Source organism: Prosthecobacter fluviatilis (assembly GCF_055388355.1).
The window spans coordinates 6,228,083-6,239,082 of sequence record NZ_AP043782.1; the positions used below are offsets into that span (position 1 = coordinate 6,228,083).

General features: G+C 62.6%; 9 protein-coding genes. 2 read left to right on the top strand and 7 right to left on the bottom strand.

All coding sequences use genetic code 11. The features are described 5' to 3' along the window. Positions 1–7 precede the first annotated feature (7 nt). Positions 8–1,312, top strand: a complete 1,305-nt coding sequence (locus ACZ5WW_RS24405) for a PQQ-binding-like beta-propeller repeat protein (RefSeq protein WP_377163874.1) — start codon at positions 8–10, stop codon at positions 1,310–1,312. Between the two features lie 22 nt (positions 1,313–1,334). Here ACZ5WW_RS24405 and ACZ5WW_RS24410 read toward each other — a convergent pair whose 3' ends face one another. Next, complete coding sequence (locus ACZ5WW_RS24410; protein WP_464694196.1) at positions 1,335–1,913, bottom strand: hypothetical protein; 579 nt, start codon at positions 1,911–1,913, stop codon at positions 1,335–1,337. Positions 1,914–2,127: 214 nt separating this feature from the next. On the opposite strand from ACZ5WW_RS24410, the gene ACZ5WW_RS24415 reads away from it, so the two are divergent. Then, the gene (locus tag ACZ5WW_RS24415; protein WP_377163878.1) at positions 2,128–3,105 is read left to right on the top strand and encodes an SMP-30/gluconolactonase/LRE family protein; all 978 of its coding nucleotides are present in this window, start codon (positions 2,128–2,130) and stop codon (positions 3,103–3,105) included. A gap of 151 nt (positions 3,106–3,256) precedes the next feature. Here the strand turns inward: ACZ5WW_RS24415 and ACZ5WW_RS24420 are convergent, their stop codons facing one another. The 6 genes from ACZ5WW_RS24420 to ACZ5WW_RS24445 all read right to left on the bottom strand — a co-directional run bounded on the left by ACZ5WW_RS24420 (position 3,257) and on the right by ACZ5WW_RS24445 (position 10,946). Continuing rightward, positions 3,257–4,477, bottom strand: coding sequence for a M20/M25/M40 family metallo-hydrolase (locus tag ACZ5WW_RS24420; RefSeq protein WP_377163880.1), 1,221 nt, complete (start codon positions 4,475–4,477; stop codon positions 3,257–3,259). Further along, complete coding sequence (locus ACZ5WW_RS24425; protein ID WP_377163882.1) at positions 4,474–5,457, bottom strand: enolase C-terminal domain-like protein; 984 nt, start codon at positions 5,455–5,457, stop codon at positions 4,474–4,476. The genes ACZ5WW_RS24420 and ACZ5WW_RS24425 overlap by 4 nt, the downstream gene beginning before the upstream one ends. 76 nt (positions 5,458–5,533) lie before the next feature. After that, complete coding sequence (locus ACZ5WW_RS24430) at positions 5,534–8,287, bottom strand: type II secretion system protein GspD (protein ID WP_377163884.1); 2,754 nt, start codon at positions 8,285–8,287, stop codon at positions 5,534–5,536. 55 nt (positions 8,288–8,342) lie between these two features. Continuing rightward, a complete protein-coding gene (locus ACZ5WW_RS24435; protein ID WP_377163886.1) occupies positions 8,343–9,137 on the bottom strand; it encodes a hypothetical protein in 795 nt (264 codons plus the stop codon). After that, complete coding sequence (locus ACZ5WW_RS24440; RefSeq protein WP_377163888.1) at positions 9,134–9,703, bottom strand: GspMb/PilO family protein; 570 nt, start codon at positions 9,701–9,703, stop codon at positions 9,134–9,136. The genes ACZ5WW_RS24435 and ACZ5WW_RS24440 overlap by 4 nt, the downstream gene beginning before the upstream one ends. A 25-nt stretch (positions 9,704–9,728) precedes the next feature. Beyond that, a complete protein-coding gene (locus tag ACZ5WW_RS24445; RefSeq protein ID WP_377163890.1) occupies positions 9,729–10,946 on the bottom strand; it encodes a hypothetical protein in 1,218 nt (405 codons plus the stop codon). Positions 10,947–11,000: the final 54 nt, after the last annotated feature.

Sequence of the window (11,000 nt, forward strand, 5' to 3'; positions counted from 1 at the left end):
TCCCTGCATGATCCCCCTCCGCACGCTTTTCCTGCTCCTCGCGCTCTCCCCCTCGCTCCTTCTCGCTGAAGACTGGCCGCAGTGGCGCGGACCGCGTCTCGATGGCACCTCCAAAGACACCGGCTTTCCGGTTTCCGCAGACGGCAGCGTCACCTGGAAGGTTGAGCTTCCCGGCAGCGGTCATGCCTCGCCCATCGTGTGGCAGGACCGCATTTTCGCAGTCGCCGCCATTGCGGAAAAAGAGGAGCGCGTCCTGCTCTGCCTCGACCGTGCATCAGGCAAGCTGCTCTGGCAGTCCACCGTGCTCAAAGCCCCTATCGAAAGCATCCACAAGCTCAACAGCCAGGCCTCCAGCACTCCCGCCACCGATGGAGAGCGCGTCTTCACCGCCTTCCTAGACAACACTGAAACCGACGCCACACGCGCTGCCAATGCCGGTCGTGTCATCGGCAAAGGTGAAGTCCCCAAAGGCACCGTCGTGATCTCCGCGCACGACTTCAGCGGCAAACAAATCTGGCAGGTGCGCCCTGGCCTCTTCTCCAGCAAGCACGGCTTCTGCTCCAGCCCCATCGTTTTTGAAGACAAGGTCATCGTCAACTGCGACCATGACGGCGACGGCTACATCGTCGCTCTTGCACGCACCGACGGCAAAGAGCTCTGGCGCATCGCCCGCCCCAACAACACCCGCAGCTACTGCGTCCCTCTCATTCGCGACATCGGCGGCCGCACCCAGATGGTCCTCTCCGGCACCCTGTGCGTCACCAGCTACGATCCCCGCACCGGCAAGCTTCTCTGGATTATCGATGGCCCCACCGAGCAGTTCGTCGCCTCCATCGTTTACAGCGAGCAGTCCGGCCTCCTCTACATGACCGGCGGTTTCCCCGAGCACCACCTCCTCGCCATCAAGCCCGACGGCAGCGGCAATGTCACCAGCACCCACATCGTCTGGCGCACCAACAAAGGCGTCTCCTACGTCCCATCACCGCTCATTGAAGGCAGCCACCTCCTCAACGTCTCAGACTCTGGCGTCGCCCATTGCTTTGATGCCAAGTCCGGCGAGATCCAATGGGAGGAGCGCATGCGCGAGCACCACGCCTCCCTCACCAGCGCCGAAGGCCACGTCTTTTTCATCAACGACTTCGGCATCCTCCGCACCGTCCAGCCAGACAAAACCTACAAGCTCCTCGCCGAAAGCGACCTCAAGGAAAAAGTCTTCGCCTCCCCCGCACTCAGCGAAGGCCAGCTCTTCATCCGCACTGATAAAAGCCTCATCTGCCTCGGCAAACGCACTGCAAAGACGGCGGCACGGTGAGGCGAGTCGCTGTTGGCGTGTCTCAGTTGCCTAGCCAATAAAACACCTGATGTTTGCTCTGTGACACGGCGACGCCCTTCGTGAGCCAATGCCTGTTATAGGGTGACGGGTCACGTGCGGGTGACAGATCAAACCAGATAAAGTCATCGCTGACTCGGCGAGCTTCATAGCTGGGTTCCATGCTCAGCCACCCGTTCTTAAGCCATGCTGCCGGAAATGTATACGGTCGGCCATTGACCAGGTCAGCAGGCTTGGGTTGATGCTCGGAACGCAAGTGCCTTTCAATTTCAGCCACTTCGGATTCGGGAAGGGTGAGCAAAAGCTGAGTTTGCATGCCCGCGCGAAATCCCGGCGAGTAAAAAAATTTGGCATCTTTTGCCGAAGGCGGGATGCATTCGGGAAAGTGTTCCAGAGAGCGGAGTGCCAAATCCTTCGTGGCTTCTTTTCTTTTAGACTTGCCGACGATGTCTTCATATTTCGTCAAGCTCGTAGTGGGAGAGAGCATGAAATAAAAGAATGTGGTGCAGAGCGCTACCACCACGACACATAGTGTGCCAGCCACGATGATGGTCCATTTGATGAATTGGAAAAAATTCCGCATAGGATGTGACGCTGTTAGATTTTACCCTTGGCATGGTGGGATGGCAGGCGGCTTAAGCTTGAAACTGGCGCGTGTTTGTCCATGCAATCCAGCAAGAGAAGAGGTCAGATTTTCCATGTCGAATGGGTGGGCCAAACTTGGCTTGGCTGATTAAACTCAGAAATGTTCCCGCAGTTCAAGACCGTTTAGATCCATGGCCCATTCTTACTTCACCATGTTCCTCCGCGCCCTCTCCCTTCTCCTCGTCACCACACTCGCCGCTTTCACTGCCGAGCCCGTCCCTACATTCCACGGCTCCATCGAAAAACTCGATCCCGCTCTCGATGGACTCATCGCTCCCGACGCCAAAATCGAAGTCCTCGCCTCCGGCTTCAACTGGTCCGAAGGCCCCGTCTGGCGCGATGGGGGTCTCGTCTTCTCAGACGTCCCGGAGAACACCGTCTTCGGCTGGAAGGAAGGCGACACCGCAGCCAAAGTCGTGCTCAAACCCAGCGGTAGTCTCAGCGGGGACGGTCAGGGCTCCAACGGCCTCCAAGTCGATGCCCAGGGAAATCTCATCCTTTGCCAGCATGGAGAGCGCCGTATCGCACGCCTTGAAAAAGACGGCACCTTCACCTCGCTCGCGGACCACTATGAAGGCAAGCGCTTCAACAGCCCCAACGATCTCGTCATCGCCAAAAGCGGCGCCATCTTCTTCACCGATCCACCCTACGGCCTGAAGAAAGGCGAAGCCCCCGAGCTCAAACAGCACGGCATCTACTCCGTCACTCCTGCGGGCAAAGTCTCGCTCGTGATTTCGGACATCCGTTTCCCGAACGGCATCGCGCTCAGTCCTGACCAGAAGACCCTCTACATCGCCGTGTCAGACCCCAAGGACACCCGCGTCATGGCCTATGATCTCCAGGAAGACGGCACCGCCAAAAACGGCCGCGTCTTTTTCAATGCCCAGCCGCTCAAAAGCCCCGCACGCAAAGGCGGCTGCGATGGCATGAAGGTGGACACCCACGGCAACATCTGGACCACCGGCCCCGGCGGCGTCCTCATCATCGGCAAAGATGGCAAGCACCTCGGCAGCATTCTCACCGGCCAGGCCACCGCCAACTGCGCCTTCGGCGGCGCTGACCGCAGCACCCTCTACATCACCGCAGACATGTTCCTGCTGCGCGTGAAGACACTGGCGAAAGGATTGTAGAAGTAGGCCTGAGTTCTTTAGAGCATGCCCGTGCTCACAGGACATCGCAAGGACGTCAGTAAAGTGGTCCGCACAGTCCCCTGTGCGGCGCTCCGCCCTCTCCCTCCGCTCCGCGCAAAAGCCAGTCACACCCTCAAGGGCATCAAGTAAGTCACAAAGAACTCAAACTCGAAATCAGCCTCACCAGCGCCAGCCCGTTCATCACCGCTTTCGGCACAAACGACCCCGGCTCCACATACTCCGGCAGCTTGCTGCCGTCCGCCGTGCGTTCGGAGCAGTGCGCATTGCCACCATACGGGCCCAGTCCATCCAGCGTCGGCGCCAGCTGCCACAGGTGGTTCGCATCGCTCAGGCCCCCGCGCGGCACAGACACCGCCTTGAGATTCATCAGCGCCGCTGCCTCATGCCAGAGGTGAAAGAGCGACTTCGACTCCATGCCACCCGGCCACGCCGCCGTGTGCCCTGTGCGCTCCGCTGTGAGCTTCGCCCCGTTCGACGCCGTACCGCTTAGCGCTGCAAAAAAATCATCTGCATGCTGCAGCACCGCAGGCTCCGTGGCCCGGCATTCCCACTCGGCTACGGCCTCATGGGGTACCCGGTTCACCACAGTGCCTCCCTGTACCATGCCGATGTTCACTGTGCGCTCAGCCTCCGCGTTCGTCAGCGCGGCGATGTCCGGCAGCACACGGGCCAGCGCATCGATGGCATTGATGCCTTCATGGTGCTTGCTTCCCGCATGGGCGGCCTTGCCTTCGGCGCTGAGCCTCCAAGTGCTGCGCCCTTTGCGTGAAGTGACGATGTGCCAGCCACGCTCATCCACCGGCCCGCCTTCAAACACCAGCACCGCGCGCGCCTTGCCTCCGCAGCGCTCGGCCGTGGCCCTGCCAAAGTCATCGCCCGTGATTTCTTCAGCCGCATTCGCCGCCACGAGCCAGTGCGTGCGCTCAAAGAGTTCCGGGACAGCGTCCCGCAGCATTTGCAGCAGCAGCCAGATCAAAGCCGTGCCGCCTTTGTTATCCACCGTCCCCGGCCCATAGATGCGTCCTTCATCTGGGCGTTCATCCCATTTGAAATCATTCAGCCTTTCCTCCTCTGCCGGAAACACCGTGTCAGAGTGCGTGACCAGCACGATGGGGTCGCCCCCCTGGCCGCGATGCCTGAGAAAAAGGTGATGCCCCGTGCCTGGAGTGCTGCATGGCGACAGCTCCGCCTCAAAGCCCAGCGGGGCAAAAGCCGCCGCCGTCAGCCGCGCCACTTCATCCACCCCCTCAGCATTCGCCGTGAAGCTGTTGATGGCCACGAATCGCCGCAGCAGGTCCAGCGCCGCCGGGAGGTGCCGCTCTGCGGCAGATTGTAGAGAGGCTGCATTCATCGTGGTACGGCTCCTATGCCGGGGCGGTTTGGCATCATCAGCTTGCCGCAGGCATCATACATCAGGCCTGTGTAGTCGTCATTCGTCACGTAGAAATGCCCGTCCAGGTCGATCCAGTCCGCCCACGGGGCCAGGTGCGCCGCCGCCGTGGTGCCCAGGCTGGTTTCGATCATGCAGCCCAGCAGGACTTGCAGGCTCTGCTCCTTTGCCGCCTCCACCATGGCCACAGCCGCGTCAAAGCTCCCGCTCTTGAGCAGCTTGATGTTCACCCCATCCACGAAATCAGCCAGCGCTCTCACATCTTCCACCGTTTGCACACTTTCATCCGCAAAGATCGGCGGCGGGCTGCCCGGCAGCAGCGCCCGCAGCTCCTCCCAGGCATCCACGCCCAGCCGGTGGTGGATGGGCTGCTCGATCAGCGCCGGGCTGTATTCCGCCAGTTTTTCAATCATCAGCGGCGCCTCGGCGAGGTCCCACCCGCCGTTCACATCCAGCAGCAGATGGGCGTCTGGCGCGGCCATGCGCGCCACAGATACCGTGGCGATGTCCAGCCCCAGATCACCGGAGCCCAGCTTCAGCTTGAGCACGGGAAACTGCTGCGAGATCTCGCGCACCCTGTCCTCAAAGGCATCCAAGTCTGTCGGAATGCTGAAGGAGCGGCAGCCCGGCGGTGCAGCCTGTGCCGCCGCACCCAGCTTGGATTCGGCAAACGCCGCCAGCGGCCTCCCGGTCTGCTGGCAGATGATCTCATGCCTCATCAGGTTCAGCGCCAGCGCTGCTGTGCGCGGGAGTTTTTCCGGCAGCACTGCCTGCTGCAGCACCGCCAGCGTCTGCTCCGGGTCTTCTCCGTAGTAGGGGACAAACGGCGCCTCAGTGACGAGCTCTCCATTTGAGGCACGCAGCACCTCGCGCGTGGCGGAGGTGCCGTGGGCTATGCGAAAAGGCTCGGTGAGTTGGAGTGTTTTGATCTCGAAGTTCAAGGCTCCCAGTCAAAGGTCAGGAGCCCCTCTGGTCAAGGAGTCCTCTCTCCATCTTCGCCCGCTCGGCCCCTCCGCATCATTGCGGCTTCGGGTCGCGGCTGAACATCCGTTGGAAAAAATTCTTCTTCTTGGCCGGGACTTCCACCGGCTCAGGCGCAGGTGGCGGCGGCACTTGCGGAAAGCGCTGCGCCGCCTGTGCGCCCGCGGTCGTGCGGATGTCCTCGCTCAGAGACGTCTCACGCACGCTGTCGGTGTCGGTCACCACCTGCGGTTGAATGAAAACGATCAGCTCCTTGCGGGTTACGCTGTTGTTGTCCGTGCGGAAGAGCTTGCCCAGGCCCGGGATCTTGCCCAGCACGGGGATGCCGTTCTGCGACAGGTTTTTCTCCTCGGAGATCAGCCCCCCGAGCACGATGGTGTTGCGGTCCGGGATCGTCACGGAGGTGACGAGCTGCTCCGTACCGATGATCGGCACCAGGTTGGGCTGGATCAGCTGCGTGCCGATCAGAGTGTCGTTGATCTGGGAAATGGTCAGCGTCACCTCCCCGTCCGTGTTGATCAGCGGCACCACTTCCAGCTTCAGCACCACATCCAGGTAGCTCGTGGTGGACGTCACCGTTCCGTTCAGGTTGGAGGCATTGGTCACCGTGCTCGCCGGGTAGGGCACCTTCCGGCCGGAGGAGATGACGGCCTTCTTGTTGTTCAGCGCAAAGATGGAGGGCCGCGAGAGGACTTTGAAATTGCTGTTCGTCTGCAGCGCATTGAGGAAGACCCCCAGGCCGCTGCCCGCCGCACCGTAGAGGTTCAGTCCCGAGGAGGGGCCAAACGGCGTCGTGATGGCATTGGTACGCAGGTCATTGATGGCGCGTCCCGTTCCGCCCGTTCCTCCCAGGATGTCCGTGCGGTTGGTGATGCTGCTCGCCGTGAAATTTTTGTTGGTCAGCGAGGAGATGTAATCCACCCCCGTCAGCATCGTGTCGGTGAGCGTCAGTTCACCGATCACCGTGGCCAGGTACACCTGGGAGGGCTTGCGGTCCAGCTTGTCCAGCAGGCCGTCCACTTTCTCGATCTCCTCCTGCCGCCCCATGACGATGATCGTGTTGGACATGGGATCTGCCACGATGCGGGACTTGCCCACCAGCACGGAGACCGGGGCGTTGTTTTCCGTCGGGCCGGACACCACATCGGCTCGCGAGCCTCCGGTGCTCCCTGTGGTTCCGGTCGTGCCCGTGGTGCCTGTGCTCGCACTCGCGGTGTCAGAGCTCGTGCTGCTTGCTGCCGTGTTGCCGATCACGCCGCCACGTGTGCCCTGTGTGGTCCGTCCTCCGAGCAGCTGCGTGCTGTTCGTGGCCAGCACCTGCTGGCGCTGCTGCTGAAGCGAGCCCCCGCCCGGCAGCTGGGTGGTGCCCGTGTTCAGCTCCTGCAGGCGGTCCACCAGCGCGCTCAGCACATCCAGCGCGGCTGCATACTTCAGCTTCCGCTCATACGGCTCGGTATTCTCCAGCGGCTTGTCAAACTCCGCTATCAGGCTCGCCACATACGTGTAGTCCAGCGGCGAGGCCACGACGAGGATCTGGTTCAGCCGCGTGTCGGCCACCACCTGCGTGCTCGGCTGCGGATTCTGCGCGTTGGCAGATGACTGTGACACGCTGCTCTGGCCAGGGGAGGGCGGCCTCGGCGCATTGTTGTCGCCGCCTTTTTCACGGCCGTCGCTCGCGGCTGTGCCACGGATGGTGTTCACCCCCTTCGTTTCCTTTTCCTGCGCCTGCGCATTCAGAGTGGCCTGAATGATCTGCGCGATCACCGCCGCATCCGCAAACTTGATGGGGATGAATTTCGTCACCAGCGTGGAGCCGGTGTCCCCGAGATCAATCGCCTCACGAATCCCGATCAGCTGTTTCACGATCGTGGCGCTCTCCGTGATCAGCAGTCCCGGCGGAGACGTCACTGGCGTGATGCGGCCATACGCACCCAGCCCCACATGACCGGAAAACATGGTGGCCGCGTCCTCCGGGGCCAGGTAGTCCAGCTTCATGAAGTAGGACACGATGCTTTCTCCCTCCGGGATCTCCTTCGCGCTCGTGTAAAACCTCACCCCGTGGGAAAACTGCACCGCATTCGCGCTTTGGTTGCGCGCAGGCAGGATCTTCGCGCTGTTGCTGCCCGGCTCTGCCACGATGGCGTAGCCGTTGGCCAGCAGCGAGGCCTCGATGAGCTTGATGGCCTCGGCCTTCGGCACCTGCTTCGGCGTCACCAGGCTGATCGTCGCCCCCTCAAAGATGTTTGTGTCCTTGATCAGCGTGTAGCCCGTCAGCTTTTCATAGATCGCCAGCAGGTCGGCCACCGGATTGTTGGCAAACTGCATCATCACATTGTCACCAGTGATCTGGAAGGACTCGGCCTCCCCCGGTGCGCCTGCTCCGTCGGCGCCCATGCCTCCCGGACCTCCGAAGCCACCGCCAGGTCCGCCAAAACCACCGCTGCGGCGGCCAAAGCCGCCACGCCCACCACCTGGAAAGCCACCGCCAGGAGGTCCGCCTCCGGGCGGCCGCATGCCCTCAGCCGGCGCAGCAGGCTGGCTGCCATCCGCTGCGGGCGCGGCCTGCGGCTGGGCCGGGGCTGCTTGAGCAGGGGCTGCAGCTGGCGCTGGGGCCGCAGCAGCGGGTGCCGGTGCTGTCACGGGCGCTTCTGGCGCGGCGGCTGGCGCAGGTGCGGCGGCCGCAGGGGCTGCAGGTGTGGGCGGCGGTGCTGGTGGCACGATGCTCTGTCCGCGAACAACGGCGGAGGCGGCAAACACAAGCGTGGTGAGTACGGGAAGACAGCGATGCATGCGAAAAGTGTGTGGCGTTGGCGTTGTGGGCGTGGTTGAACGTCAGCGGTGCGTTTTATTTGCCGCCGCTGTCTTCTTTTTGGATCTTGTCAAACATGGAGCGAATGGCATTGCGGCGCTCCTCTTCCGGGGCGTTGCGGAATTTCTCGTCACTGAATTTTTCCCGCATCGCGTCGCGGAATTTCTCCTTCGCCTTGTCAGAGAGGCTTTCGTACTTTTTCCGGTCCTCCTCGCTCGGTCCACGGCTGCCCCGGTTGAAGCGGTCTCCGTTGGAGTCGTTGCGCGGGCCCTTGTCTCCTTTGTCGCTCTTGCCTTTGGCCAGGTCGTTCTTGTCCAGCGCGCTGTGCCTGATGCTGAAGGTCTCCCCTCCGATCGCGATTTTCGCCTGCGCACGCTCGATGTTGGTCGTGGGCAGCGCCTCCATCAGCTTCCAGCCCTTGAGGTTGGGCTCCTCGGTCACGACCAGCGACTGCTTCTCGTTTCTGTCAAAGATGGTCACCACCGGCTTGCCGTTCACATACGCCATCCCCGTGAGCACCAGCGAGTCAGAGATGCTCACGATCCGCGTGAAGGGCGAGTTTTGGATGATGGCGTTCAGGGAGTTCGCATCAAACGGCTGCGGCAGGTCGGGGTCCACCGGCCCCGCTGGCGCTGCAGCAGTCGCAGGTGCGGCCGCCGTTTCCTGCGGTGGCAGCAGTTCGTCTCCGGGAAGGGGCAGCAGGTCGGAGCTGGTGACCGTCGTTTCCGCCGCTGCCGCTGGCGCTGCGGCGGGTGCCGCAGGCACGAGCGACTGCGCGTGCAGGCACGTCGCCGCGCACGTCATGAGCAGGGTGGTGAAAAGCGCTTTCATGGCTGGAATCCGTTTTCAGGTTTGAACCAGCGCGCCAGCACGAGGTTGCAAAGTGCCTGCGGCGTCTTCTCCTTGGCCTTGGGGTCGATCTCCAGCTCGATCTGTTTGATGGCTTGAAACTTCTCCGGAGACTGCAGCGTCGCCAGCCAGCCCAGCAGCGTGGTCTGGTCCCCGCGCAGCCTCACTTCCACCGCCACTTCGCGGTACAGCGCCGCGTTGGCCTTGCTGTCTGCGGCATCCGGCAGCAGCTGCTGCTTCTGCACCTGCAGCTGGTAGTCCAGCGCCACGTTTTGGATCTCCTCCAGCAGTTTTGCCTGCGCCGTGCCCAGGCTTTCGGTGGTCGGCATGTGCTGCTCCATCCAGGCGGAGCGCTTGTCCCAGAAGTCCCGGTCAGCCATCCAGTGGCTGTTCTCGCTCTTCTCGTTTTCCAGCGTGGAGATGCGCGCCAGCACCGCCGTCCGGCGGTCCAAAAACTGCTTCAGCATGATGAATGTCGCCATCATCAGCAGCGTGCCGATGCACGCTGCGAGCAGCTTCTTTTCACGTTGGGTGAGGGCCAGTGCCATGGGGAAGGGAAGGGGGGAGGTTTGTTTACGGCAGCTTGCCCTGTGCCCGGAAGCTCGCCGTGGTCCCTTTGACTTCGGGCCGGGGGTTCGTCCACACATAGCGGCTCAGGACGCGGTTCTTCTTGAAGTCTTCGATGAACTGAAACGCCAGCTGCGCGTCGCGCGCCTCTCCGCGGATGTCGATCTCCTTGCCCTTCACTTCAAATTTGCGGATTACGATCCCGCTTGCGGGCATGATGCGGTTGATCTCCCCCAGCAGAAACAGCGGGTAGCGCTGCTGTTCGATCGCTGGCGCCAGCACCTTCCACCGCTCATTCGCCTTGCGCACCGCCGCCGCTGGCTCGCTGGTCTCCTCCACTTCCTCCGCCAGCTTTGCCGCGCGCTTCTCCTGCAGGTGCAGGTAGGCAAACGCCAGAAAGGCCAGCGAGGCATACAGCATCCCGCCCAGCGTCAGCCAGCGGATCATCTTCGCACGCCGTGTGCTGGCGCTGATCGCGTCACGCACCCCGGCCGGCAGCATCTTCGTCCACGTCCGCGTGTCCAGGCTGCCGTTCGGCGGCAGGTCTGCGAGGATGCGCACCGGCATCTCCAGCGCTGAGCTCAGGCGCGTGGTCAGCCCACGGTCAAAATTTTCCCCCACCAGCGCCACACCCTCGATCGCGCCGGTGCCGAGCTCCGACTCCAGCGTCAGCCGCGCCAGCGTGATCTCCAGAGCCAGCGCATCTTCGGCGGCAGGCGTCTTGGCAAAAATATGGCTGTGGTACAGCCTGCCCTGATGGCTCGCGGCCAGCACCAGGTCCCCCTGTTCCTCTGCGATGACGATGTGCCCTGCAGGCAGCTGCGCCAGCCTCAGCGCTGCCGTGTAGTCGCTCGCGTGGGAGGCCGCCAGCGCCTCCGGAAAAGGCTCCGCCAGGATGTCCACGCTGATGATGGCCAGCCCGCCGTTCTGCCCCAGCAGGTGCCAGCGGTAGTTCCGGCCCACCGCGTCCTGCTCCAGCTTGAAGCCACGCCGTTCCAGCTGCGTCGTGATGATCTGCTCCAGCAGCTCGCTGTCCGTCTGCGGCAGGATCAGCCCCAGCGTCCGGCACGCCGACGCCGGCAGCCCGATCACCAGCGGCTTGCTCACATGCGTGGCCTCCGCCGGGCTCTCCACCGTCTCCGCGCTGGAGGTCGCACGCGGCTTCCACACACGCCAGGAGGCATCAGGAGCGGGGAGGAGCAGGGTGGTGGCGGTGAGTGACATTCGTTGAGGGCTGGGTAAAACGCGCGATTGCTTGGGAAGTTGCGGTATTGAATG

Coding starts and splice junctions, on each gene's coding strand:
- ACZ5WW_RS24445 (WP_377163890.1), bottom strand. CDS start 10,946: ATGTCACTCACCGCCACCACCCTGCTCCTCCCCGCTCCTGATGCCTCC.
- ACZ5WW_RS24415 (WP_377163878.1), top strand. CDS start 2,128: ATGTTCCTCCGCGCCCTCTCCCTTCTCCTCGTCACCACACTCGCCGCT.
- ACZ5WW_RS24440 (WP_377163888.1), bottom strand. CDS start 9,703: ATGGCACTGGCCCTCACCCAACGTGAAAAGAAGCTGCTCGCAGCGTGC.
- ACZ5WW_RS24420 (WP_377163880.1), bottom strand. CDS start 4,477: ATGAATGCAGCCTCTCTACAATCTGCCGCAGAGCGGCACCTCCCGGCG.
- ACZ5WW_RS24405 (WP_377163874.1), top strand. CDS start 8: ATGATCCCCCTCCGCACGCTTTTCCTGCTCCTCGCGCTCTCCCCCTCG.
- ACZ5WW_RS24410 (WP_464694196.1), bottom strand. CDS start 1,913: ATGCGGAATTTTTTCCAATTCATCAAATGGACCATCATCGTGGCTGGC.
- ACZ5WW_RS24430 (WP_377163884.1), bottom strand. CDS start 8,287: ATGCATCGCTGTCTTCCCGTACTCACCACGCTTGTGTTTGCCGCCTCC.
- ACZ5WW_RS24435 (WP_377163886.1), bottom strand. CDS start 9,137: ATGAAAGCGCTTTTCACCACCCTGCTCATGACGTGCGCGGCGACGTGC.